The organism is Hyphomonas sp. (assembly GCF_022844445.1).
Lineage (GTDB): Bacteria > Pseudomonadota > Alphaproteobacteria > Caulobacterales > Hyphomonadaceae > Hyphomonas.
This window is the reverse complement of the sequence record NZ_JALHLS010000001.1, coordinates 511077-535050: the sequence shown is the minus strand read 5'-3', so window position 1 is coordinate 535050 and position 23974 is coordinate 511077. Positions and strand designations below refer to the sequence as shown.

General features: G+C 64.5%; 19 protein-coding genes and 1 pseudogene. 6 read left to right on the top strand and 14 right to left on the bottom strand.

Going from position 1 to position 23974, the window contains the following annotated elements:
- Window positions 1–24: 24 nt before the first annotated feature.
- A complete protein-coding gene (locus Q0C17_RS02820) occupies window positions 25–621 on the top strand; it encodes a TlpA disulfide reductase family protein (protein WP_291200982.1) in 597 nt (198 codons plus the stop codon).
- Here Q0C17_RS02820 and Q0C17_RS02815 read toward each other — a convergent pair.
- The 13 genes from Q0C17_RS02815 to Q0C17_RS02755 all read right to left on the bottom strand — a co-directional run bounded on the left by Q0C17_RS02815 (window position 598) and on the right by Q0C17_RS02755 (window position 11168).
- The gene (locus Q0C17_RS02815) at window positions 598–1311 is read right to left on the bottom strand and encodes a hypothetical protein (protein ID WP_291200979.1); all 714 of its coding nucleotides are present in this window, start codon (window positions 1309–1311) and stop codon (window positions 598–600) included. The genes Q0C17_RS02820 and Q0C17_RS02815 overlap by 24 nt on opposite strands.
- Window positions 1312–1369: 58 nt before the next feature.
- Window positions 1370–1861 carry a thermonuclease family protein gene (locus Q0C17_RS02810; protein WP_291200976.1) on the bottom strand — a complete coding sequence of 164 codons (492 nt, stop codon included), beginning with the start codon at window positions 1859–1861 and terminating at the stop codon, window positions 1370–1372.
- Between the two features lie 69 nt (window positions 1862–1930).
- A complete protein-coding gene (locus Q0C17_RS02805) occupies window positions 1931–2809 on the bottom strand; it encodes a 3-hydroxybutyryl-CoA dehydrogenase (RefSeq protein ID WP_291200973.1) in 879 nt (292 codons plus the stop codon).
- Between the two features lie 91 nt (window positions 2810–2900).
- Window positions 2901–3371, bottom strand: a complete 471-nt coding sequence (locus Q0C17_RS02800) for a DUF1203 domain-containing protein (RefSeq protein WP_291200970.1) — start codon at window positions 3369–3371, stop codon at window positions 2901–2903.
- Between the two features lie 134 nt (window positions 3372–3505).
- Complete coding sequence (locus Q0C17_RS02795) at window positions 3506–4435, bottom strand: electron transfer flavoprotein subunit alpha/FixB family protein (protein ID WP_291200967.1); 930 nt, start codon at window positions 4433–4435, stop codon at window positions 3506–3508.
- Complete coding sequence (locus Q0C17_RS02790; protein WP_291200964.1) at window positions 4435–5181, bottom strand: electron transfer flavoprotein subunit beta/FixA family protein; 747 nt, start codon at window positions 5179–5181, stop codon at window positions 4435–4437. Before Q0C17_RS02790 ends, Q0C17_RS02795 begins: the two co-directional genes overlap by 1 nt.
- Window positions 5182–5546: 365 nt before the next feature.
- Window positions 5547–6800 carry a folylpolyglutamate synthase/dihydrofolate synthase family protein gene (locus Q0C17_RS02785; RefSeq protein ID WP_291200961.1) on the bottom strand — a complete coding sequence of 418 codons (1254 nt, stop codon included), beginning with the start codon at window positions 6798–6800 and terminating at the stop codon, window positions 5547–5549.
- A complete protein-coding gene (locus Q0C17_RS02780; protein WP_291200958.1) occupies window positions 6797–7777 on the bottom strand; it encodes an acetyl-CoA carboxylase carboxyltransferase subunit beta in 981 nt (326 codons plus the stop codon). The genes Q0C17_RS02785 and Q0C17_RS02780 overlap by 4 nt, the downstream gene beginning before the upstream one ends.
- Window positions 7778–7808: 31 nt before the next feature.
- A complete protein-coding gene (gene trpA, locus Q0C17_RS02775) occupies window positions 7809–8636 on the bottom strand; it encodes a tryptophan synthase subunit alpha (protein WP_291200955.1) in 828 nt (275 codons plus the stop codon).
- 1 nt (window position 8637) lies between these two features.
- A complete protein-coding gene (gene cutA, locus Q0C17_RS02770) occupies window positions 8638–8958 on the bottom strand; it encodes a divalent-cation tolerance protein CutA (protein ID WP_291200952.1) in 321 nt (106 codons plus the stop codon).
- A 2-nt stretch (window positions 8959–8960) separates the two neighbouring features.
- Entirely contained in the window at window positions 8961–9311 is a 351-nt protein-coding gene (locus Q0C17_RS02765; protein ID WP_291201121.1) for a GFA family protein, read from the bottom strand.
- A 10-nt stretch (window positions 9312–9321) separates the two neighbouring features.
- Window positions 9322–10533 carry a tryptophan synthase subunit beta gene (gene trpB / locus Q0C17_RS02760; RefSeq protein WP_291200949.1) on the bottom strand — a complete coding sequence of 404 codons (1212 nt, stop codon included), beginning with the start codon at window positions 10531–10533 and terminating at the stop codon, window positions 9322–9324.
- Window positions 10534–10538: 5 nt separating this feature from the next.
- Window positions 10539–11168, bottom strand: a complete 630-nt coding sequence (locus tag Q0C17_RS02755) for a phosphoribosylanthranilate isomerase (RefSeq protein WP_366914743.1) — start codon at window positions 11166–11168, stop codon at window positions 10539–10541.
- A 358-nt stretch (window positions 11169–11526) separates the two neighbouring features.
- Between Q0C17_RS02755 and bcsA the strand changes: the two genes are divergently transcribed.
- The 5 genes from bcsA to Q0C17_RS02730 all read left to right on the top strand — a co-directional run bounded on the left by bcsA (window position 11527) and on the right by Q0C17_RS02730 (window position 21135).
- A complete protein-coding gene (gene bcsA, locus Q0C17_RS02750; protein WP_291200943.1) occupies window positions 11527–13725 on the top strand; it encodes a UDP-forming cellulose synthase catalytic subunit in 2199 nt (732 codons plus the stop codon).
- Window positions 13722–15932: a cellulose biosynthesis cyclic di-GMP-binding regulatory protein BcsB gene (locus Q0C17_RS02745; RefSeq protein WP_291200940.1), complete on the top strand. Its 2211-nt coding sequence runs from the start codon at window positions 13722–13724 to the stop codon at window positions 15930–15932. Before bcsA ends, Q0C17_RS02745 begins: the two co-directional genes overlap by 4 nt.
- Entirely contained in the window at window positions 15929–18454 is a 2526-nt protein-coding gene (locus tag Q0C17_RS02740; protein WP_291200937.1) for a cellulose synthase subunit BcsC-related outer membrane protein, read from the top strand. Before Q0C17_RS02745 ends, Q0C17_RS02740 begins: the two co-directional genes overlap by 4 nt.
- Window positions 18451–19884 carry a PAS domain-containing protein gene (locus tag Q0C17_RS02735; protein ID WP_291200935.1) on the top strand — a complete coding sequence of 478 codons (1434 nt, stop codon included), beginning with the start codon at window positions 18451–18453 and terminating at the stop codon, window positions 19882–19884. Before Q0C17_RS02740 ends, Q0C17_RS02735 begins: the two co-directional genes overlap by 4 nt.
- A gap of 234 nt (window positions 19885–20118) precedes the next feature.
- Window positions 20119–21135 carry a toprim domain-containing protein gene (locus tag Q0C17_RS02730; RefSeq protein WP_291200932.1) on the top strand — a complete coding sequence of 339 codons (1017 nt, stop codon included), beginning with the start codon at window positions 20119–20121 and terminating at the stop codon, window positions 21133–21135.
- Here the strand turns inward: Q0C17_RS02730 and Q0C17_RS02725 are convergent.
- Window positions 21098–23974 (bottom strand): annotated as a pseudogene (locus tag Q0C17_RS02725) (hypothetical protein); the annotation flags it as partial. The gene Q0C17_RS02730 and the pseudogene Q0C17_RS02725 overlap by 38 nt on opposite strands.

Below are 23974 nucleotides of genomic sequence, written 5' to 3'. Positions count from 1 at the left end.
CGCGACCCCGGAGCCTAAACCCGCATGATCCGCTATGCCTTTGCCGGCCTCTTCTTGGTCGCCCTCGCGGCCATTGTCTATGTGCTGATGAGCGCATCCGGAGGCAAGCCGTCCGCCAATGCGCTTGAACGCTATGCCACCGGCACGCTGGAGAAGCTGGACTTCTCCCTTGCTGGCCAGCCCGTCCCCTCGGGCACCTTCAACCATGCGGACGGCACGGAGGCCGATCTCGCCAGCTTCAAGGGCCGGACCATCCTGGTGAACTATTGGGCAACCTGGTGCGCGCCGTGCGAAAAGGAAATGCCAGCCCTTGGCGCCCTTCAGGCCGCCCGCGGCAGCGACGCATTCGAAGTGGTCGCCATCAGCATCGATGCCGACGAGGACGTGGATTACGCCCGCCGGCGCCTGACCGAGCTCGGCGCCGCCAACATTGCCTTCCGTCATGCCCCGCTCGACCGCGGCGACATCGTCTACGGCGCCAATGTGCAGGGCTTTCCCACCACCATCCTCTATGGGCCTGACGGGCTGGAGGTTGCGCGCCTCTCGGGCGAGGCGGACTGGGCCGCCGCCGAAGCCGTGCAGTTCATCGACGCTGTGTTACGGCAGGCCGGAAAGAGCTGACTTCACGTTTGACAGCGCCAGCGCCATCTCGGTGTCCGGCGCCGGCGTGGAAGTTGCCAGCGGCCCCTTGCCCGGCCACATCCGCACTAGGATTTCGAGATCCAGCGTGAGCTTGCCATAGACCTCAGCGTCCTGCGCCGCGACGATGTCCCGCGCAGTCACCGCCAGCCCGTAGGCTGTCTGGTAGGCCGTCAGATCCACAATCGTTCCGCCATCGGCGCCAGCCTCGTACTCTGCCGCCAGATGCTTCATCAGGAATTCGGTCGTCGCCTTCACGTCGCCCGTCATCGTCGGCCGCATCGCGGCCAGCATGACCCGCGCCGCCTCCGCCGCCGCATCATCCTGCGGCGCGGCCGCGACGGCGGCCACAGCCGCCGGATCAAACCCCATTGTATCGAGCCCCACCATCAAGCCCGGATGCGCGCCGGCATCGACGAGGCCTGCATGCAGCGCCGCGCCGTCTGCCTCCCCTGCCCGGTAGAGCGCAATCGCGGTAACGGCATGCGCGTGAGCCAGCGCCGCACGCTGATTCGCCGGCAAGTCGGACGGGCTCACTTCGCCAAAAATGGCTTTCTCTTGCTCGGCAATGGACGGCGCCAGGTAGGGCTCGCCGTATTTCGGCGCCTTCTGCCCGCAACCGGCCAAGGCAATGCAAAGGCCGAGGCTGGCCGCTGTCCAGATTTGCCGCATTGTTCGCTTCCGTTTTAGGGCCGGAACGCTGGAGCGCACCGCGCTGAACTCACCCCCCTCAGCGCGCTGCACCGGCGCACCAATCCGGCTTCTTCTGGCGCCCGTCATAGTCCCAGGCCTTGTGCGTACCGCCCGCCACCAGAAGCGCGGCCACATCCCTGCCATCGATATTCAGGCTTACGACCGTGCGGGCGTAACGATCCTCGCCGCGCCTCTCGCTGATCGTCACCTGCTTGCCGCGAGTCAGTTCCAGTGCCGCTTCCTTCGCCTCGAAGCCGAGCGCCCGCTCGCTCTCGCACTTGGCGCCGCCGCGCTGTTTCATCGATCCGGTCTCGGGCGCGTCGATACCGTGGAGGCGGAACTTCGTTGCATCCGACAGCCGCCCGGAATCGCCGTCCGACCAGTAGACCGTCAGCGGAACTTCAACCGGCGCGGTGGCCGTCGCCGCCGAAGCAGACGCCGCCTGTGTAGCGTAGTATGCGCCGCCCAAGGCCATGACGAGCAGCACCCCGGCACCTGCCAGGTAATTCAGCGGTGTACGGATGGGCATTTCCGGCTCCTCTCAGACTAGCTGTTGGAAGCCAGAGGAGCCTTCAGAGAGTTACCGAAGCGTTAAGGACTACCGGGTCGCGACCGGATGGTCGCCGGAATAGTCATAGAAGCCCTTGCCGGACTTCTTGCCAAGCCAGCCCGCCTCCACGAATTTCACGAGCAGGGGGCAAGGCCGGTACTTCGTATCAGCCAGGCCGTCATGCAGCACCTGCATGATCGACAGGCACGTATCCAGCCCGATAAAGTCTGCCAGCTGGAGCGGCCCCATCGGATGGTTCGCGCCAAGACGCATCGCCGTGTCGATCGACTCCACGTTCCCAACGCCTTCATACAGCGTGTAGACCGCCTCATTGATCATCGGCATCAGTACGCGGTTCACGATGAAGGCCGGATAATCCTCGGCATTCGTCGTGGTCTTGCCGATCCGTTTGGCAAAGATGATTGCCGTCTCGTAGGTCTCCTGATCGGTGTTCAGACCACGAATCACCTCGACCAGCTTCATCAGCGGCACCGGGTTCATGAAGTGAAGACCAATGAACCGCTCCGGACGATTGGTCACCGATGCCAGCCGGGTGATCGAGATCGACGAGGTGTTGGTGGCGAGGAAGGCATGCGCCGGCACTACTTCGCTGACTGACCGGAAGATCTGCTCTTTGAGCTCACGCTTCTCGGTCGCCGCCTCGATCACGAGGTCCGATCCCGCGTGCGCCTTGATGTCCGCCGACGGACGGATGCGCTTCAGCGCCGCCTTCAGATCGTCCGGCGTGATCACCTGTCGCGCCACCTGCCGCGCCATGTTCGCCTCAATGGTGGTCATCCCTTTGGCCAGCGCCGCTTCGGAGACATCCGTCAGCACCACATCATACCCGGCCAGCGCCGAGACATGCGCGATGCCGTTCCCCATCTGCCCGGCGCCGATGACACCGATAGTGCTGATTTCCGCCATGGACCTGATTCCTGAACACCTGTTGAACCGCCCCCGTTATAGCGGCTTGTGCGGCGCAGCAAAGTGCAGCTTTGCAGACCAGCCGTGCGCCTCAGTCCGCGCGCCGGATCTCCGCCGAAAAGCAGCCATGCATGGCGTTGTGGGCGTGAATGTAGGCGACATCAGCTCGCTCGAATGCCGACCCGATCTTGGCCGTCAGCTCCCCACCGCGCCCCATGTCCGCACCGAGCAGCATGCCCTCAGCCGAGAAAAGCCGCAACGCAATTGGCCGCCCCGCAAAGACCGGTGGCAACTCGTCCCGGTACGTGGCCGTGAAAGCGGCCCCTTCCCTGACATAGATCGCATAGCGCGAGGCATACGGCGTCGGCGCTGCATGGCTTTCATGGTTGAGCAGCAGCACCGTCTCGCCGAGCTCGGCGTCCTGCAACGTGATACGGCACGGATAGCCGGGCTTGGCCTCCACTGTTTTGCGCACGATGTTCTGCCGGCTGAGCACATCGTCCGGCAGGCCGAACAGATGGGCGAAGGATTGTGGCGCGAGGCCGGTGATGACGAAGGACATCGGCAAATCTCCATTGCTGTTGGAGACCCGTCATCCCACGCCGGGGCCCGCGCCAGCCACCCGATGCTTGCGGCGCCAAAAGAAAAAGCCCGCACCAGAGGCACGGGCTTTGTTCAATTCAGTCCGGGGACGGATCAGACCGACTTGGTCAGCTCCGGCACAGCGACGAAGAGGTCCGCCACGAGGCCGTAATCGGCCACTTGGAAGATCGGCGCTTCCTCGTCCTTGTTGATGGCCACGATGATCTTGGAGTCCTTCATGCCAGCAAGGTGCTGGATGGCGCCCGAGATGCCGACCGCGATGTAAAGCTCCGGGGCAACGATCTTGCCCGTCTGACCGACCTGGTAGTCGTTCGGCGCGTAGCCTGCATCCACGGCAGCGCGCGAGGCGCCAACAGCTGCGCCCAGCTTGTCGGCGAGCGGGAAGATGACTTCCTTGAACTTCTCGGCCGAGCCGAGCGCGCGGCCACCCGAGACGACGCGCTTGGCGCCGGCGAGTTCCGGACGGTCCGACTTCACCATCTCTTCGGAGACAAATTCCGATTTCGTCTGGGCAGCCGGGGCGGCCACGTCCTCGACCGAAGCCGAGCCGTCATTGCCGGCGGCCGGAAACGCCGTGCCGCGTACGGTGATCACCTTTTTCGCATCAGCCGACTTCACGGTCATGATCGCGTTGCCGGCATAGATCGGGCGCACGAAAGTTGTCTGGTCGACGACTTCGATGATTTCCGAGAGCTGCATCACATCGAGTTTCGCGGCGATGCGCGGAGCGATGTTCTTGCCCGTGGTGGTCGCGGCGATGAATACCGCGTCATAGCCCGCCATCATCGGGACGACGAGCGCTTCCATCGCCTCAGCGGTCTGCTTGCGGAGGGTCTCGCCTTCCGCTTTCAGCACCTTGCGGACACCGGAAATTTTCGCTGCCGCAGGCGCTACCGATCCGGCATTCTCACCGGCCACCAGCACATCCACATCGCCGCCGAATTTCGACGCGGCTGTCACTACCTTGTGCGTCGCATCCGACAGCGCGCCATGTGCGTGTTCTGCAATTACGAGGACAGCCATCAGATCGCTCCTGCTGTTTTGAGTTTCGCGACCAGCGCCGCCACATCTTCAACCTTCACGCCGCCCGAACGGGCTGCCGGCTCGGTCACCTTCACCACCGTCAGGCGAGGCGTGATATCGACGCCGTAGGACTCCGGGGTCTTCTCGGCGATCTCTTTCTTCTTGGCCTTCATAATGTTCGGCAGCGAGGCGTAGCGCGGCTCGTTGAGGCGAAGGTCGACCGTCACCACAGCCGGCGTCGTCAGCTTCACCGTCTGCAGGCCGCCATCGACTTCGCGGGTCACTTTCAGCGCATCGCCGTCTTTTTCGATCTTGTAGGCGAAGGTGCCCTGCGGCCAGTCCAGCAGTGCCGCCAGCATCTGGCCGGTCTGGTTGGAATCGTCGTCAATCGCCTGCTTGCCGGTGAGGATAAGGTCCGGCTTCTCCTCAGCGGCCACCTTGGCCAGCAGTTTTGCCACGGCGAGTGGCTCAACGGCGGCGTCCGTCTTGATCAGGATGCCACGGTCGGCGCCCATGGCCAGAGCGGTGCGAATGGTTTCCTGGGCTTGCTGCGGGCCGATCGAGACGACCACCACCTCGGTTGCCGTGCCGGCTTCCTTCATGCGCACCGCTTCTTCGACAGAAATCTCGTCGAAGGGGTTCATCGACATCTTGACGTTGGCGAGATCGACACCGGTCTGATCCGGCTTCACACGGACCTTCACGTTATAGTCGATGACGCGCTTGACGGGCACGAGAACCTTCATGCGGGCGCTCCCAGGCTGGTTTATGGTTGTGGAACTTAAAAAGTGCCCGTCCCTACCGTTGCGGCGCCCTTGGCGCAAGGCTTGACGCTTACGTCAGGGTCAATTTGGCGCGCCCGTTGAAAGGTCAATCCACTTCACCTTTTCCCGCGCGATGCAAAAGGGCGGCTTACATGTCTTCATGACACCCGCGAGAAAAGAACCATTCCAGCCCGCCGCGTCCGGCGCACAGCGCCCAACGGGTGCTGCGCCGACCCGCCGGTAAACGCCCCGATACCCAAAACCAGACGTGCCGAGCCGAAGCGCAGCTAAGTTCCACGCCCTGCCGTTGGCTGCGGAAGGATATCGGCGTGAGCGATGGGTGACCCTTAGCCCGGCGCCTCGCCATTCTGACCAAGCACGATCCCGGCAAGGTAGAGCGACCCGCAGATCAACACCCGCTCCGCCCCGCTGGTCGATGCGGCCGCCATGGCGCCCGCAAGGTCCGCACACGCTGTCGCCGTTAGCCCAGCTGCGCGCGCCAGCTCGGCGAGGCGGTCTGGCTCGGCCCCCTGATGACCCGGCGCATTCGGCAGCGTGAAGACCGGTGGATTCAGCGCGGCGAAGGGTTCAAAGAAGCCCGCTGAATCCTTGCTCGCCAGCATCGCCGTCACCAGCGCCGTCTTCCCGCCCAGCATTTTCAGATGCCGCGCAATCGCGCGCGCCGCGTGCGGATTGTGCCCGCCGTCAAGCCAAACCTCGCGGCCCTCCGCCATCGCCGTCACTGGCCCCGGCTTAAGCAGTTGCATCCGTGCGGGCCACACCGCAGTCTGCGCGCCCCGGAAGATCGCCTCTTGCGAAATCCGTGTCGAATTGCCGAACAGCTGCATCGCCATCGCCGCGAGCGCCGCATTCGCCCGCTGGTGCTCTCCTTCGAGCGCCAGACTGTCCGGCATGGCCGAAATGAAATGCTCCTTGAGCCGGTAGAGCGGCGAGCCGACCTCTGCGGCGGTCCGCTCAATCACTTCGGCGCAAACCGGTTGCTGGATCGCCGTGAGTGTCGGCCGGCCCCTTTTGATGATGCCAGCCTTCTCGCCTGCTATGCCAGCGAGGTCGTCGCCCAGGAAAGCCTTGTGGTCATAATCAACCGGCGTGATCACCGAGAGCGCCGGCGTGTCGATCACGTTCGTCGCGTCAAACCGCCCGCCAAGTCCGACCTCCAGAATCAGGACATCCGCCGGCACTTCCGAAAACGCCAGCAGCGCGGCGGCGGTTGTTGCCTCGAAATGGGTGATCTGACGGTCCCCGATGGCCGCGTGGGTACGGTCCAGCCAGCTGATCAATCGCGCATCGTCCACCAGTTCGCCCGCGAGCCGGATACGTTCGTTGAAGCGCACAAGGTGCGGCGAGGTAAAGACGTGTACGGACAATCCCGCTTCTTCCGCCATTGCGCGCATGAAGGCGCATGTCGAGCCCTTGCCGTTTGTGCCCGCCACATGGATCACGGGTGGCAGTTTATCCTGCGGACGGCCAAGCCGCTCCAGCGCATGTAAAATGCGTCCGAGCGACAGCTCGATTACATCTGGATATAGACCCTCGAACCGCTTAAGTGCCGCCTCGAGCGCCGGACTGTTTCCGGTCAATCAGCGGCGCCCTTTGACTGGTGCGGCTTCTCCGCATGCGTCTTCGGCGCCGTCAACATGATGCTGGAACGGTCGTCGCGCCGCCGCGCGAGCGGCAGCAGGTGGCTGAGCACACGCGAGAGCGTGGCCTTGAGCTTTCTCCGGTCACAGACGATATCGACCTGCCCTTTTTCGCGCAGGAATTCCGAACGCTGGAACCCTTTCGGAAGGCTCTCGCGGATCGTCTGCTCGATCACGCGCGGCCCGGAGAAGGCAATCATCGCGCCGGGCTCGGCAATGTGCACGTCGCCCAGCATCGCGTAGGAAGCCGAAACCCCGCCCGAGGTCGGGTCAGTCAGCACCACTACATAGGGCAGCTTGGCATCGGCCAGGTCGTTGATGGCCAGCGTCGTGCGCGGCATCTGCATCAGGCTGAGAGTGCCCTCCTGCATGCGCGCGCCGCCAGAGGCCGTACACACCACGAACGCAGACTTGCGCGCCAGCGCCAGCTGCGCCGCCGTGATGAAGGCCTCACCAGCCGCCATGCCGAGCGAGCCGCCCATGAAATCGAAATCCTGTACCAGCACGACCGCAGGCACGCCGCCGACCTTGCCATACGCCGCCACCATGCAGTCTTCCTGCAGGAGCGGCGCACCGCCGTCTTCGCTCTCCTTGAGGTCGCGCGCGGCAACCTTCGCCTTCGCTGCCTTCAGGCGCGCCGGATACGGCTTGTCGTCCTTGAACTTCAGCGGGTCCATCTGCACCGGCGGCAGGGAGATCGGCTCCCAGCGCTCGTCATCAAACAGGAGGCGGAAGCGGACGCGGGGCGAAATGCGCAGGTGTGCGCCCGCTGGCGTGACGTTCCAGGTCGCTTCCAGGTCGCTCTTGTAGATCAGTTCGCCGGAGACCGGACACTTCACCCAGAGGTCATCTGGCGTGTCCTTCTTCAGCATCATGGTTTTCAGGCCAGGCGGCGTGACCTTGTTGATCCAGTTCATAAGTCAGGGACTCCTGAGAAACGCGCAAGGGTCAGGCTTTGCGGACAGAATCGATGGCAACCCGCAGTTCATGCGCCAGCATGCCCATTGCGGGCCCCGCTGCCTCGAACCGGCCAGTTGCATGTGCATCGCCCGCCTTTTCCACAAAAGCCGAACCAACGACCACCCCGTCGGCGATTTTAGCCATTTCCGCAGCCTGTGCACCACTTTTTACACCGAAACCGACGCAAACGGGCAATCCCGACACTCTTTTGACCATCGCTACCCGCCCTGCAATGGCGGCAGGATCGGCGCTTCCGGCCCCAGTAACCCCGGTCACTGCGACAAAATAAATGAAGCCCGAGGCCCCCTCGGAGACCTTGGCGGCCCGGTGTTCGTCGGTGGTCGGCGTCGCCAGCCGGATCACGGACAACCCGTGACGGCCATATATCTCACGCAAAGGCGCATCTTCCTCGGGCGGAAGGTCCACGATGATCGAGCCGTCGATACCCGCCTTCGCGGCCGCTTCGGCAAACGCCTCATAGCCCATCGAGTGCACCGGATTGGCGTAGCCCATCAGGATCAGCGGCGTCGTCTGGTCATTCTTCCGGAAGCGCGCGGCCAGCGCGATCACATCGGTCAGCTTCGTGCCGCCCGCCAGTGCGCGAAGGCCAGCCTTCTGGATCGCGGCGCCGTCCGCCATCGGATCGGTGAACGGCGCGCCGAGTTCGATGATGTCGGCCCCGTTGTCGCGCAGCGCACAGAGCGCGCCATAGCTCGTCTCGAGGTCGGGGTCGCCCGCCATAAGGTAGGTCACCAGCGCGGCGCGGTTTTCGGCGCGCGCCTTCGCAAAGGCCGCTTCAATACGTGTGCGGCCCATCTCAGGTATCCGTGTTCTCGAGCGCCCAGGCGGCGTAGGAATCGCTGACATGCGTCAGCGGCATCGCAACAATCGCCGGCACGTCATAGGGATGCACCCTGTCCACCAGCGCGTTGACCTTTTCCCAGTTGGCTTCCGGCGCCTTGAGCCAGAGGATGAATTCGAACGACTGCTCGATCACACCCTTCCAGCGGTAGGACGACGTCACCGGCCCCTCGAGGTTTGCGCAGGCGGCCAGCCGCGCTTCCAGCGCCGCATCGGCAATATCCTCGGCCACCCGGCGCGAGGGGCAGGTAATCCGCACAAGGATCAATTTAACCATGCTCAGAAATCCTTGCCGTTGACTTTTTGAATGGTGAGCGTGTTGCGGTCGTCCCCGTTGACGCAGCGCAGATTGATCGCGGCCATCTTCGTGCCGTCCGGCGCTGCGCCGAATCCGAACGCCTCGACCCCGCACGTCTTGCAGAACACGTGATCTATGACCCCGCGATTGAAATGATAGGTGCAGGTTTCGTCGTCGCCGCGGGTCAGCGCGAAGTCCGACCGCGGCACAAAGGCCAGCAGCAGGCCTTTGATGTCGCAATGGGAGCAATTGCATTCCATGCCGGCCGAGAACTCGCCGGTCACTTCAAATCCGACTGCACCGCAATGGCAGCCGCCCGTCACTCGCGTCATCGCGCGCACCTCATACATCAACTCCAAGGGCCTTCGCCACCGAGAACACGTCCTTATCACCGCGACCACACAGGTTGAGGATCATCAGGCCGTCTTTGCCCAGATCCTTCGCCACTTCGCCGACGCGGGCAATCGCATGCGCCGGCTCCAGTGCCGGAATAATGCCTTCAAGTCGCGTGCACAGCTGGAACGCCTCCAGCGCTTCGTCATCCGTACACGACAGGTATTCCGCGCGGCCCATGTCGCGCAGAAAGGCATGCTCCGGTCCGATACCCGGATAGTCGAGCCCAGCCGAAATCGAGTGCGCGTCGATGATCTGTCCGTCATCAGTCTGAAGCAGGTACGTCCGGTTGCCGTGCAGAATGCCCGGCCTGCCGCCATTCAGCGCCGCCGCATGCTGCCCCGTCTCGATCCCATGCCCCGCCGCCTCGACGCCGATCAGGCGAACCCCCTCGTCGTCAATGAAAGGGTGGAACAGTCCGATCGCATTGGATCCGCCGCCGATGCACGCCATCACGGCGTCCGGCAGGCGCCCTTCCCGCTCCAGGATCTGCGCGCGTGCCTCGCGCCCGATCACCGACTGGAAGTCGCGCACGATCTCGGGATAGGGGTGAGGCCCGGCCGCGGTGCCAATGCAGTAGAACGTCGTCTCGACATTCGTCACCCAATCGCGCAGCGCTTCGTTCATCGCGTCCTTCAGCGTGCCCGTACCGGACGAGACCGGAACGATCTGGGCGCCGAGCAGGCGCATGCGGAACACGTTCGGCTTCTGCCGCTCCACATCCGTCTCGCCCATGAACACGACGCATTCGAGGCCGAAGCGCGCGCAGATCGTCGCCGTCGCCACGCCGTGCTGGCCGGCGCCTGTCTCGGCGATGATACGCTTCTTGCCCATCCGCCGCGCGAGCAGCACCTGCCCGAGGCAGTTGTTGATCTTGTGCGCGCCCGTATGGTTCAGCTCGTCGCGCTTGAAGTAGATCTTCGCGCCGCCGAAATGCTCGGTCAGGCGCTCGGCAAAGTAGAGCGGCGAAGGCCGGCCCACATAGTGTGTCCACAAGTCCTGCATCTCGGCGACGAAAGCCGGGTCTCGCTTCGCCTTGCGGTATTCCGCTTCCAACTCCAGCACGAGGGGCATCAGCGTCTCGGCGACATAGCGTCCACCGAACTCGCCGAACCGGCCGTTCGCATCCGGCCATTTGTCCCAGGTATTGCGCAAGTCCATGAGGATCAGAGCCCTTTCGCGGCGCGCAGGAAGGCGCGCACCAGTTCCCGATCCTTTAACCCCCGTATCCGCTCGACGCCAGAGGACACATCCACGGCAGGCGCGGCAGTTTGGCTGATCGCGGCAGCCACATTCTGAGGCGTCAGCCCGCCCGCCAGGATCCAGGGCTTGGGCGCCGTCCAGTCCTTCAGGAGGCTCCAGTCGAACGCTGCGCCGTGCCCACCGGCGCGGTCTGAGCCTTCCGGCGGCTTGGCATCCAGCAGCAGCCGGTCCGCTGCGACATAGTCCCCTGCCCGCGCAAGGTCGCCCGCCTCGCGCATGCCCAACACCTTCCAGACTTCGGCCCCGGTCATCCTCTTGATCTCGGCCACCCGCGCCGGCGTCTCGCTCCCGTGCAGCTGCAGCACCGGAAAGCCCAGCGCTGCCACGGCGCGTACCTCCGCGTCCGGCGCATCCAGCAACACCGCCACCGGCACCGCCTTGCCGACCGAGAGCAGCAACGTCTCCGCCGCCGCCAGCGTCACCTGCCGCGGGCTCGCCGGGAACATGAATCCGATCCAGTCGGCCCCTTCCCGAGCAGCAAACGCCACCAGGTCCGGGTCCTTCAATCCACAGATCTTCACGAGGGTCATCATCCTCCCCCTAGCGGATTAGCGCGGAAGGCGGAATAGGCCCCATGCCCTGGACGCGCCCACACCCCTGCCCTGGCTCAGGAGCGCGCAGAGCCCGCAGCCGCGTCAACTCGCCGGGTCGTCCGCCTGACATAGTTCTCAGGTGACCAAGCCGCTGCGCGCCTTCACGGACCAGCGCATCCCGATCCCCCGAAGCCCGCAAAACTCGCCGATGAATCAGAGGGCTTCACGTTTTACTCCGTCTACGGATTTTCTAACGGAGAAAATTAATCTTCCTTCGCCTCCGGTAAACGGCGCATTATCGCTGCATTCACACTGTGCTGTCAGAGGTCAGGCTGAACCGGCAGTATAGGCTACCCCAATGGTGCAAGCGACACCACATTCAGCAGAGCATGGTCCGGCGTCGCGTTTCGCGCCGCTGCGAACCGTCAGTGCTGTCGTGGTCCTCTCCAGCATCGCTTTCATCGCTGCCGCGCCCGCGCCGGACCAAGTGCAGGTCCTGCTCTGCATTGCGACCATCGCAACCTACTTCCTGATGAGCTGGCTGCGCCCGTCCGGCGGGCCTTTCCGCACATTCGTCGCGCTGCTCATCGTCTTCACCAGCACCCGCTACATGATCTGGCGCGTGACGGAGACGATGCCTTCTGACTCCGCGCTCTCCATCATCGGCGGCATCTTCCTCCTCGGCGCGGAGACCTACGGCTACATCCTTCTCCTCCTGTCGACTTTTCTCTCTGTCGATGTCTACAAGCGCAAGCCCCGGCCGGCCCCGCTGTCTGCGTCCGCCTGCCCGAGTGTCGACATCCTCATTCCCAGCTATAACGAACCTGATGATCTCCTCGAGGTCACGCTCACCGCGGCGCTGAACGTCAACTATCCAGCCGGCCGCGTGAAGGTCTACCTGCTCGATGATGGCGGCACTGACGGCAAGCGCAATCAGTCCGACCCCAAGAAGGCCGCTGAAGCGCAGGCCCGCCACGACCACCTGAAGGAAGTCTGCGCCCGCCTCGGCGCGCATTACCTCACCCGCGAGAAAAACAACCACGCCAAGGCCGGCAACATTAACGCCGCCCTGCAGAAGACCGACGGCGAGCTGATCCTTATCCTAGACGCTGACCACGTTCCGTCGACGGACATCCTTACGCGCACTGTGGGGTACTTCATCGAGGATCCGAAACTCTTCCTCGTCCAGACGCCGCACTTCTTCCTCAACCCGGACCCGCTGGAGCGCAATCTCGACACGTTCCGCAAGATGCCGAGCGAGAACGAGATGTTCTACTCGGTCATCCAGCGCGGACTGGACGGGCTGAATGCGGCGTTCTTCTGCGGTTCGGCGGCACTGCTCCGACGTAAATACATCATGGAGATAGGCGGCATTCAGGGCGACACGATCACCGAGGATGCCGAAACAGCCCTCGAACTCCACTCGAGGGGCTATCGAAGTGCCTATGTCGACCGCCCCATGGTTGCCGGTCTGTCGCCCGAGACCTTCTCGGGCTTTATCGTACAAAGGATGCGCTGGACCCAAGGCATGGTGCAGATCTTCCTCTTGAAGAACCCACTGTTCAAGAAGGGCCTGACGCTCGCCCAGCGCATCGGCTATTTCAATTCCTGCTTCTACTGGTTCTTCCCGCTCGCCCGGATGGCCTTCATCCTCGGCCCGCTGCTCTACCTCCTTTTCGGCATCCAAGTCTACATCGGCGACCTGTCGGACTTCCTGATGTACGGCCTACCGCACATCGTCGGTGCGCTGATGTTGTCGTCCATCCTTTACGGACACACACGCTGGGCCTTTGCGTCAGAGCTTTATGAGGTCATCCAGTCAATCCACTGCTCCGGCGCCATACTTCAGGTGCTGCGCAATCCGCGCTCGCCGAGCTTTGCTGTCACGCCTAAGGGCGAGAACCTCGACGAGAACTTCGTCTCCCCTCTCGCCCGCCCTTTCTATATCCTGATCGCCATCGTCTGCCTCGGTCAGATCGCCGGCATCATCCGCTTCTTCGTCGATCCCGTCGGCGCGGGGGTCGTATCTGTCCTCCTTTTCTGGAACACATTCCACCTTCTGCTGCTCGTCTCCGCGCTCGGGGTCCTCTACGAGCGTTCGCAGCAACGCGTGTTTCCGCGCTTCGATACTGACCGCCCTGTCACGCTCCACCAGCCGGGCATGGCCTTTGCGGGCAACATGACCGACATCTCGATCACCGGTATGGGCGTACGGGTGCCCCATACCGGCAACAAACGTTTCGCCGCCGGCGACACGCTCCAGGCCGATGCCCAACAACTCGGCGCTACCTCGCCCACGCAGCTTCACCTCAAGGTGCTCTCAGTTCTCGACGAGCCGGACGGCCAGAAGCTCGGCCTAAGCTTTGACATCCGCACACCCGACCAGTGGTCCGCCGTCGTCGCGCTCATGTATGCGCGCAGCGAGAACTGGAAAACCTTTCGCGATGGCCGCGCCCGCGCCGACAACATGGGCGCCAAGATCGCCGGCCTCGTCCGCTCCAGCCTGTCCCACGCCCTTATACATATCCGCGCCATTACCCGGGAAGTCCGAACATGATCTCCGCCCTCCGTTCCCCTGCACTGGCCGCTGCGCTGGCCGCCGTCCTGGCCGCCGCGCCGCTTGCCCCGCCGGTCGCCGCTGCCCAGCAGGCACCGAGCGAGGATGCCGTCTACGATATCTATGCCCGCTTCCGCGACGATCCGAAAATGGTGACCGAAGCGCTGGAGAGCGGCCTCTGGCGCGCGCGCCTGCCACTCGCCGCGCTGCGCGCCGAGCCCGGAGCCATCCGTCTTGATGGTGCAAAGGCGAGCGAACAGGTCTCCTTTGCGATTGCGCCGCAGGCGAACATCCAGTCCGCGCGCCTGATTTTCCGCCATGTCAGCGGCCGCGCCCAGGAAGGCTCGAAACCGCAGCTTCGCCTCGGACTGAACGGCCGCTTCATCGCGCAGGTCGACGGCGTCACGGAGCATGCCGCCGCCGTCAACGAGATCGTCCTCGATCCTTCAATCCTCGTGTCGGGCTTCAACACGCTGCAGATCGATGCCGTGCAGCGTTATACCTATGGCTGCCAGGACCCCGACGCCGCTGAACTCTGGACCGACATCGACACATCACGTTCCTTTGTTGAAGTCATTTATGCGCGCCAGCCCTTCAACGCGTCGCTGGCAGACCTCTCCGCTGTCATCACCGCTGGCGTCGGCGGCGTGGACGACCTCGCCCTCGTCACCGGCCGCGGCGAGATGACTGCCGACACCCTGCGCTGGGGCACGCTCGCCTCGCAGGCCGTCGCCAACCGCCTCGGTTACACCGTGCCGCGCATCACGCGCGCTGATGCTGTAACGCTCGCCGCTACCGCCGGTAAATCCGACCTGATCGCTATAGGCACGCCGGAAGAGCTCGCGGGCCTCGCGCCTGCCGCGCTCGCGAACCTGAAGGGTGACAGCTCCTGGCTGTCGATCACGCCCTCCCCGGCTGACCCGTCGCGCTTCCTGATCGTCGCGTCCGGCCGCACGCCCGCCGCCATCGAAGGCGCCGTGCGCGCGCTCGCGGCCGGCAACTTCCCGCTCTCTGATACGACATCGCTCGTGCTCTCGCCGGACGAAGTGCCCACCGGCAATCTCATGGCTCGCAAGCAGACGCTGCGCTCCGAAGCGAAATACACGCTGAAGGATCTCGGCCTCGCCAACGCCTCCGTGCTCGGCAAGGAACATGGCACAGCCAGCCTGACGCTCGATCTGCCAGCCGATGTCCGCTTCCGCGCGGGCAGCGAGATACTCCTGTCGCTCGACTTCGCCTATGGCGCCGGGCTCGACGACAAGTCGGTCGTCAATATCCTCGTCAACGATCAGTTCCAGCGCGCCATCCGCCTGACCAACCCTGACGGCGAAGTCACGCCCGGCTACGAGATCGCCCTCCCGGCCGCCGCCTTCCGTCCGGGCCACAACAGCGTCCGCTTCGATGTCGAGCTGTCCACCGGCGCCGTCGGCGAATGCGCCGCCCGCAGCACGCGCCACCTAGCGTTCATCCTGAAGGACACCTCGACGCTTACTCTGCCGTCTACGGATCAATATGTGGAACTGCCGAACCTCGCCCTGCTTTCGGAAGCCGGCTTCCCCTATACTGGCGCTGGCACCCAGCCTGTCGCGATCCTGGCCACCGATACCGGCAGCGATACCGCCGCCGCCGTCTGGACTCTCGCCGCCCGCCTCGGCCAGATCTATGGCACGGTGTTTACCGACGCGACCTTCGGCTTTGGCCTCGAGCTTCCTGAAGCTCACACCCTGATCGTCGGAACACGGCCGGACCTGAAAGGCTTCCTGCCCGCCGAACTGAGCATGTCGGATCTCCTCTCCGGCGCCGCCCCGGACGGCTTTACCCGCAATGTCGCCACGGTTGACCTCGGCGATAACGGCCTGCTGATCGAAGGCGAGTCACCCAGGCACCCCGGCCTCCTCGTCACCGTGCTGACCGCGGAGACCGGCGCACAGCTCCTCGCCTCAACGCGCGCCCTCGTCCAGCCGAGCCACTGGAGCCAGCTACAGGGCGGCACCGCCGTCTGGCGCGAACACGCCGCCACGATGGTTACGCAAGCCGTCCGCGACGGCTTCGCGATCGGCACCCTGCCCGCTGGCGAAAAGGCTCGCATGGCCGCCGGGCGCACGCCCTGGGGCTGGATCCTCTCGATCGCCGCCGTGCTCTTTGCCCTCGCCGCGGCCCTCGCCTTCATCGCCCGCTACATGCGCAAGCGCATGAACGAGAAATGAGGCTGGCAGCGCGCCTCCTGCGCACGGCCTTGGTCAGTGCCTGTGTCGCGCTCGCTGCTGCGTGGCCAACGGCGGCTGCCCAAGCCGCAAGAGCCGGGCAGGCTGAAGGCGTCTTCGCCATCGGCATCCCGCAGGCCGCAACCCCGGGAGAAATCGCCGCCGCAGATACAATCCTCGAACCCGCGCCCGCTCTTGTCCAGGCGGTCTGGAATCTCGGCGCCGCAGGCGACTGGGACGCCGCGCAGAAAGTCCTGCGCGCTCTACAATCTGCCAACCCTTCCTGGAAAGCGCCCGCAAACCTTAAATCCTACCTGGCCGCCGGTCAGCGCGACCAGCAAATCCGTGAGGCCCTCGCGGTCCGCGACTGGTCCACAACACTCGCTCTGCTGCCCGCGCCGACCCCGTCTGCCTGTGGCGCGCCCTTCCACCTCTGGGCCCGCGCCGACGCGCTGGAAGGCCTTGGCGGACAGGCAGACATCAACGCCTTCTATGTCCGCGCACTGACATACTGCACGGCGCCGGATCTGACCGCCGCCCTTGCCGGCCGCGCCCTCAGCGTTCTCGATACGGACGGCCTCGCCGCTGCAGCCGCCCTGCCCTCGCTGTCCCAGAGCAACGATACCCGCGTCCGTCTCGCCCATACGCGCCTCGTGCGCGCCGAACGCTGGCAGCGTTTCGAAGCCGCCGTTGCCACCGGCAACCTCTCCGCCGCGCAGGCTCTCGCGGCCAGATCCGACGATCCGCGCCTGCTGACCCAAGCCGGCTGGACCTTCCTCGAAGCCGACGCCCTTCGCGCTACCACCTATTTCGAGCGCGCCCATGGCCTCGGCGGCGACGGCGACGCATTGCGCGGCCTCGTCATGGCGACGCTCGCCACCGGCAAGGTCGCATCGGCCCGCGCCGCCGCCGCGCAGGCGACAGACGCCGTCCTCGCTGCCGACCTCGAAGCCCGCGTTGATCTCGGCGAGGCCGACCTTCGCCGCCAGGCCAACGACTGGGCCGGCGCGGTCACGCTTGCCGCGAACGCCGCGCGCGCCAACCCCGATCTTGCCGAACCCGCGGAGGCCATCATCGCCGGCGCCCGGCTCGAAGCGGCCGCCGACGCTTATGAACAGGGCGCCTTTGCCGAATCCCGCCGCTTCGCCCTCGAAGCTGCAGAACATCCACCTTCGCGCCGCGCCGCACTGATGCGCGCGGCCTGGTCGGACCTGCAGCTCAGCCACAGCCGCGACGCCGCCAGCGCCTTCAGCCGCCTCTATCTGGAACTGCCCGACGCCGAGTCCGCCGAAGGCTACGCCCTTGCCGCCCGGCGCACCGGCGATCTTGATACGGCCGCCGCCCTCGCCCGCACACTCGGCGGCCCACTCGCCGCCAAGGTCGAGGCGCAGTATGCCGCCGCCGCGTTCGACCAGGGCGACTACCTTATCGCCCGCGCCCATGCGCCGGAGACCTATGAGGCTCTCGGCGGCCTCGACGGCAACTGGTACCGCCAAGCCGTCTCCGCCCGCCGCCAGGGCGGCACAGCCGGCGAAAACCGCCTGACAGGTTTCGTGTCCACCACTTCCGCCGGCACCACGCGCGGCGCTGACCGTTTCGAAGCCGGCCTGTCCGTCTACAGGCTGGACGCCGGTGCCGGCGCCAGGCGCGAAACATTCGCCGCGCCTTATGCCGCCTGGAGCCGCGAGGGCACCACGAGCCTCGCCGCCCGCCTCGGCCTCCTGCCCGTTGGCGCCGATGCCGATGCGGCAATCAACGCGGAGCTCTCCGTCGCCAGGGATGTCCGCGGCGGCGTGGTCGAAGCCCGAGCCTTCGTCCGTCCCAAGACGGAAAGCGTTCTTGCAATGGCAGGGCGAAAGGATGGTGCCGGGAATGACTACGGCCGCGTTACCGAAACCGGTGCCCGCCTCTCTGCACGCCTGCCCGCCGGCAAGGCCCACACCGTGCAGGCCGATCTCTCCGCCGCCTCGCTTGACGGCGTGAACACGGCCGGCAATTCGATGTTCGGCGCCGGGCTCTCTGCCTCACGCACCTTCGACAAGGATGGCTTCGCCTATCTCGTCACCGGCCCGTTCTACCAGTATCAGTCGTATGACCGGAACACGAACTTCTTCACGCCCGCCCAGGGCGGCTATTTCAGCCCGCAGGCCTTCCACCGCGCCGGCTGGTCGCTCAACGCCCAGACAGATCCGCTGAAAGACTGGATCGCCCGAGCGAACCTCGCCGTCGCTCACGAGTCGGTGGAAGAAGATGCCGCACCTGCCAATCCGTTGCTCGCCGCGCCGCAGCCCCTGATCGGCGGCGGCGACAGCTCCGGCCTCGCCGGCGCGCTGGATATCTCCGTAGCCCTGCGTGTAAGCCGCAACGCGATCATCTCTGCCAACGCCGCCGCCATCGTCTCACAGGCCTATGAGGATGTGCGCATCGGCTTCGCTCTCACATGGGCGCCCGGCGGCCGCACTGGCCTCGTGCGCGGCGACCTTCCCACCGACCCTTTCAATCCCGGCGCCTGGATCCAGCCATGACGCGAGCCAACTCCTCCTCGGACCGCACCGGCGTCCGCCTTGTCCGCCGCCTTGAGCGCAGCGATCCTTTCCTGAAGCGCGCGGTGCAGGCCGCCGCGCTGATCGGCTGTATCCTCGGTATGCTGATCTATGCATGGCAGGCCGTGTACGGAGAAACGGCAGCCAGCCGCCGCGCACTCACCGAAGCCGCCGCGGCAGGCCAGGTTGCTGCCGAAGCCGAGGTCGCCCGCATTCAGTCCGCCGCCCTCTCCGCTGCCCCGCTGGTCGCCGCGGCCAATGCGCCGGACATCACCGTCGCCGAGCGGGTCGCCCTCAATGCCGCGCTCAGGCGCCTCCTCGCGCATTCGCCAGTCACCGCTATCGTTGTCTTTTCGCCGGAGGACAAACCTGCCGGTGTGCATGGCGAAATGCCATCCGACGCCGCCGGCCTCATCGCGCCGCCTTCCACCAGCCGCCGCGCGGGCCGCGAACTGCTCGCACTCGAACTCACCCCCGTTTCAAACCAGCGGGCGGCGTATTACCTCCAGCTGCCGATGCCCGATGGCAGCGCCCTGCCCGCCGCCATGGTCTTGCGCACCGGCGCCTTCCAGTCGGCGCTGAATATCGGCGCCGCCGCCGGCCCCGGATGGCGCGCCGCCCTACTCAACCGCGACGGCCAGGCTGTGCTCACCGCAGCCACCGCTACAGCCCCCTTTAGCGAAGCCGACCTGCAACTCGCTGTCACCGCCCTCGGCTGGCGTCCTCTGCATGCAGAAGAATCCTCTGCCGCCTCCCGGGTCGAAGGTCAGCACACCGGCGCCTTCATCGAAACCCGCGCCATCTCCGGGGACATGCTGCAGATCGCCTATATCGGGGCGCCGCGCTCCGTTCTTTCGGTTCTGTCCGCACGCCGCTATGAATTTGCCGCTCTGCTCGGCGCCGCCCTGCTCGCGATGATTCTCGCTATCTCGATTGTCCAGAACGAGTGGCAACGCCACGACCTGCAGGTCCGCGACGCCGACCTTGTCGCCGCCCGGGCCGATGTTACCTGCGACCTGCTCGCCGCCGGCGTCATAGACTGGTCGGTCGCCGACGGCCGGGTCGACTATTCCGAAGGCTGGGCCGACATGTTCGCACAGGGCGCCGAGCCGACTTCAGAAGAGATCTTTGACTGGATCGCCCGCATTCACCCTGACGACCGCCTCGCCGCCCGCGACACCTATCAGGCGATGCTCGAAGGGCGTGAAACCGAACTCGTGCACCGCATGCGCATCCGGATGTCCTCAGGCCTCTGGGTGCAGGTCGTGGAACGCGGCCGCGCCATCCTCGGCCCGGACGGCCTGACCCGCCACATCGTCCTTGTCCAGACTACCGAACCTGCCGATGGCAGCGCCCTGCGCAATGCCTTCGGCGACACCACCGCGAAGCCGGTCGAGGCCGTCGCGGTCTGACGGGTTCGGCCGCATAGCACTTGGCGGGAAAAATGCGGAGAGACTGGGCGAGGCCAAACGCCCCTCAATCATGCATGTGACGGTTGATTTCTGTTTCCCATGTCTCAGGTCGGTTAGTTGCGGACTTACGAGGGGCATCTGACTTTTGGCAAATGGATGTCGGCGCAGCTCCCTTTCTGCGATGCCTTTTGATGGCTTCATTCTGAGTTAAGAGGCGTGGCACAAACTGAGCGAATGCAAGTTTCCGCCTCTCCTATCCTCGACGCTGTTGCCGAACTCTGCGCGCGAGCCCTGTCGAGCGAGGCGGGCAAAGCCACGCGTGCGGGCGTCATTGCGCGCAAGCACTTGCGAGCCAGCGTTGCCCCCTTCAGGCTGGGCTACTTTCAGAATGCCAGCTGGTTGCATGCGTCGCTGCGCGAAGCGGGTTATCAGGAACTCGACATCCGCAAGAGCGGCGTTTTGCGCCGCGATGTGGAAGATGCGCTGGTTATACCCTGGACGGACGCCGCAGGGCGCGTTCTCGGTCTTGTATACCGGCGCAACCAGCCAATCGTCACCCAAACGCCCAATGGTCCTTCTGACATTCGCTATGCCCTGCTGGGGGACCGCGATCAGTTGCCTTTGCAGGGGTCGAACGAAGCACGTGCTGCAGGTTATGAGACGCTCGTTGTCGTCGAAGGATCGACCGACTTCCTGACGCTCAAATTGGCAGGCGCCGACGATGTCGCGACACCGCACACCTGCTTCATCCGTCCGCCGCAGCTCCTAAAGCTTAAAGCAATCGGGTTCCGGCGGCTCATCCTCTGCTTCGATCCGGATTTTGCCGGTTGGCGGGGTATGTTGTCCGCGACCGAAGGCGCCTTTGCGGCGGGCCTTGATGTGCGTATCGCCCGGGCCGGGAAAGCAGATGTTGATGTCGACGAGTTTGTTTTGAGGAACGGTCTCTCGGCCTTCCGCCGTTCTCTTCTTGACGCCGAAGACGGCCTCAGCGTCTATGCGGGCGCAGTAATCTCTGCCGCGGCCACGACACCAGAGCCTAAAGCCAGCGCTGCCGACCTTGCGGCACGATTTGCTATCCTGGCTCCGTCACCGGAAGCCGCAGCGCGGCTCAATCAAGAATTCTGGCCGAAGATAGACGCGTTCGCGGGTGCGCAGTTGCGCATCGCCGCAACGGACCGGATCGCAGAGGCGTCTGCAGGCCGGCGCCTGCAGATCAGCCCCATCGGATCACTTCTAAGGAATCAAAGGTGATCTGCTCCCCGGTTGCCCCGATCGTGATGACCCCGGCACTGTCCTGCATAAGGACCGTTTGACTATCGTCCGAGCTGACGATTCCACCCGATGTGAAGGTCACCGTCCAGTCCGACTTGAACGCGAGGCGCGTCGTGCCCGATGACAGATCGAGCGTGTCCGTCCAGGAACCCTTGCCGCCACTGATATACCAATTGCCGGCTCCGACATCCCATTGGAACAGGTCTGAGCCGTCATCACCGGATGCATACTCCCAGGCTCCGCCTTCACCTTTGCGCGCCGTGAGCCTGTCGTTGCCAGCTCCGCCGTAGAGAGCGTCCGAGCCGGTTCCGCCGATCAGTGTATCGTCACCGGTACCGCCAAAAAGCATGTCGTTGCCGGCGCCGCCATCGATCGTGTCGCGGCCATCTTCGCCGAAGAGATCATCATTTCCAGCTTCGCCAAAGAGGCTGTCATTGCCGCCCCCACCGAAGATCAAGTCCCCACCGTTGCCACCGTAAACCACATCGGCGCCGGCAGAATCCTGACGCGTGTCGAAATAGTCGTCGCCGTCGCCAAGAAAGGCCGTTATCCCGCCGGTAGAAGAATAGATCCTGTCGTTGCCGCTGGTCGCGATGATCCGCTCGATGCCGACAAGCGTGTCACCTTCCGCAAGCCCGCCTGTCAGACCGACCTGCGCCTTCGGATCCCAGTCAAAGCCTACAGAATCAGGTTGCGACAGCACGAGCGTCACGGGCGCAGTCGATGCAGAATAGTCCACGGTGTCGGTACCAGCCCCACCATCGATCAGGTCGGCTCCGGCAGACCCGTAGAGGATGTCGTTGCCAGCACCGCCGAGCAATCTGTCCAGGCCTTGAGACCCGTAGAGTCTGTCATTGCCGTCACCGCCTTCAAGCGTATTCGTCTCGCTGGTCGAAACGTTGGTGCCAAACCGAACCGTCTGGATCGAGAACGGTGTCGTCGACATCGGCTCGTAGATGTAAGCATTTGAAGACCAGTCGAAGGTCGCAGCTTCAAGCCGGATTTCGTTGAAGACCACGCCTGCCCCGAAATCGAGCGCGACGGTCGCCTTGTCACCGTAGACTTCCACGCTCACCGAGCCAACCGCGACACCATTCTGGAAAGCGGTTGCGCGGACTGTCAGGTAAGTCTGCCCCACCGGATCACCCAGCGTTACAATCGCCGAACCCGTAGATGCGCCGAACCGGATCGCACCGTTGACAAGTGTTGCGGCCGTCCCGGCCTGCGCCAGATTCTGCAACTGGCTCACCGCCGTCGTCGCATTCGCGTACAGGATGTCGTTTCCCGCTCCGCCGGTAATGTGGTCTGTTCCTGCTCCGCCTTCGATAGTGTCGGTGCCCGCGCCGCCATGCAGGCGATCGTTTCCGGCGCCGCCGGTAATCCGGTCATTGCCATCTTCGCCATAAATCAGGTCGTTGCCGTCATCGCCGGCCAGAATATCATTGCCGCCGCCGCCAGAGATCGTGTCATGGCCGCCGCCACCACTGACGTTGTCCACGCCAGTGCTGCTGGCCTGGGTATCGAAATGGTCGTCACCCAGCCCGAGTGTTGCGGTCGTGCCGCCCACCGCACCATAGATTCGATCGGCGCCGTCTGTGCCGACGATCTGCTCAATCGAAATGAGCGTGTCGCCCGTTGCAAACCCACCAGACACGCCGATCTGCGCTTTCCCCCCCCAGCTTGTGCCTGCCGCGTCGGGCTGCGAGAGAATGACTGTGATCGGTGCCGTGGACAACGAGTAGTCAGCTATATCGATCCCTGACCCGCCATCCAGAACGTCTGCGCCAGAAGACCCATAAAGCCGGTCATTGCCGATTCCGCCGAGCAGGGTGTCGGTTCCAGCTGACCCGTAGAGTCGGTCATTGCCGGCGCCGCCGTCGAGCTTGTTCAGTTCCGAAGTCGACGTATCATCTGAATACCGCACGGCGGCGATCGTGAATGGGGATTTCTCAAAAGTTGTGTAGGAATACTGGCCCGTCTTCGGATCGAGTATCGCCGTTTCGAGAACGAGCTTATCGAATAGGACGCCGTCTTTTGTGTCGATTGACAGGGTGGCATTGTTGCCGGAAATGTCGGCCATGACCGAAGCGACAGCGACACCGTCCAGATAGGCAGTTGCGCGGACCGTCTGGAATGTGCCGCCGGCCTTGTCTCCGAACGTGACTATCGCGCTGCCAACGGGCGCCGAAAAGCCGATCGTTGCGCCCGATAGGGATGCAGACGCCGACGCTGGCGCCGGATCACTCCGTCGGAAGTCGGTGTATCCGGACACCGCGTCGGGAGAAGCCAGCAAGGTGTCATTGCCATCGCCGCCAAAGAGCGAGTCTTCTTCAGTAGAGCCAGTTATTGTGTCGGCTCCGACCGTTCCGGACGCCGCGCCCTCAAAGTCGAGGATGTCGATCTGTACGCCCGTATCAAATGTATTGCCGCCCGCGTCGGTGACGCGAACAACAAGTTTCGCTTCCGGAGTTGTCTCGTGATCGAGCGTAACACCGTCGCGAACGAGGATCTGATTTCCGACGATCGTGAAACTATCTGAATCGCCGCCGACGATGGAGTAGGTGTGGGTATCACCCGCATCTACGTCCGTGGCTGACAGCGTGCCAACGACGCGTCCTGCCGAGGTGAATGAACTGCCGACCGAGCCGCCGCCTGCGACGTCTTCCTGAATCGACCCACCACTGAGCGTTATCCCAGTGGGACCTTCATTGACGTTGGTGACGCTGATCGTGACCGCCTGGCTCGTCTGGGCAGTGCCATCCGAAGCCGTGACCGTGAGGTCATAGACATTGTCGCCGCCGGCATCCGCCGGGGCTTC

Bases quoted from the DNA above. Each gene is read 5' to 3' on its own strand.
- Q0C17_RS02730 (WP_291200932.1), top strand. From the start codon at position 20,119: ATGCAAGTTTCCGCCTCTCCTATCCTCGACGCTGTTGCCGAACTCTGC.
- Q0C17_RS02780 (WP_291200958.1), bottom strand. From the start codon at position 7,777: ATGAACTGGATCAACAAGGTCACGCCGCCTGGCCTGAAAACCATGATG.
- Q0C17_RS02745 (WP_291200940.1), top strand. From the start codon at position 13,722: ATGATCTCCGCCCTCCGTTCCCCTGCACTGGCCGCTGCGCTGGCCGCC.
- cutA (WP_291200952.1), bottom strand. From the start codon at position 8,958: ATGGTTAAATTGATCCTTGTGCGGATTACCTGCCCCTCGCGCCGGGTG.
- Q0C17_RS02810 (WP_291200976.1), bottom strand. From the start codon at position 1,861: ATGCCCATCCGTACACCGCTGAATTACCTGGCAGGTGCCGGGGTGCTG.
- Q0C17_RS02805 (WP_291200973.1), bottom strand. From the start codon at position 2,809: ATGGCGGAAATCAGCACTATCGGTGTCATCGGCGCCGGGCAGATGGGG.
- trpB (WP_291200949.1), bottom strand. From the start codon at position 10,533: ATGGACTTGCGCAATACCTGGGACAAATGGCCGGATGCGAACGGCCGG.
- Q0C17_RS02815 (WP_291200979.1), bottom strand. From the start codon at position 1,311: ATGCGGCAAATCTGGACAGCGGCCAGCCTCGGCCTTTGCATTGCCTTG.
- Q0C17_RS02735 (WP_291200935.1), top strand. From the start codon at position 18,451: ATGACGCGAGCCAACTCCTCCTCGGACCGCACCGGCGTCCGCCTTGTC.
- Q0C17_RS02765 (WP_291201121.1), bottom strand. From the start codon at position 9,311: ATGACGCGAGTGACGGGCGGCTGCCATTGCGGTGCAGTCGGATTTGAA.
- Q0C17_RS02790 (WP_291200964.1), bottom strand. From the start codon at position 5,181: ATGAAGGTTCTCGTGCCCGTCAAGCGCGTCATCGACTATAACGTGAAG.
- Q0C17_RS02755 (WP_366914743.1), bottom strand. From the start codon at position 11,168: ATGATGACCCTCGTGAAGATCTGTGGATTGAAGGACCCGGACCTGGTG.
- Q0C17_RS02800 (WP_291200970.1), bottom strand. From the start codon at position 3,371: ATGTCCTTCGTCATCACCGGCCTCGCGCCACAATCCTTCGCCCATCTG.
- bcsA (WP_291200943.1), top strand. From the start codon at position 11,527: ATGGTGCAAGCGACACCACATTCAGCAGAGCATGGTCCGGCGTCGCGT.
- Q0C17_RS02740 (WP_291200937.1), top strand. From the start codon at position 15,929: ATGAGGCTGGCAGCGCGCCTCCTGCGCACGGCCTTGGTCAGTGCCTGT.
- Q0C17_RS02795 (WP_291200967.1), bottom strand. From the start codon at position 4,435: ATGGCTGTCCTCGTAATTGCAGAACACGCACATGGCGCGCTGTCGGAT.
- Q0C17_RS02820 (WP_291200982.1), top strand. From the start codon at position 25: ATGATCCGCTATGCCTTTGCCGGCCTCTTCTTGGTCGCCCTCGCGGCC.
- trpA (WP_291200955.1), bottom strand. From the start codon at position 8,636: ATGGGCCGCACACGTATTGAAGCGGCCTTTGCGAAGGCGCGCGCCGAA.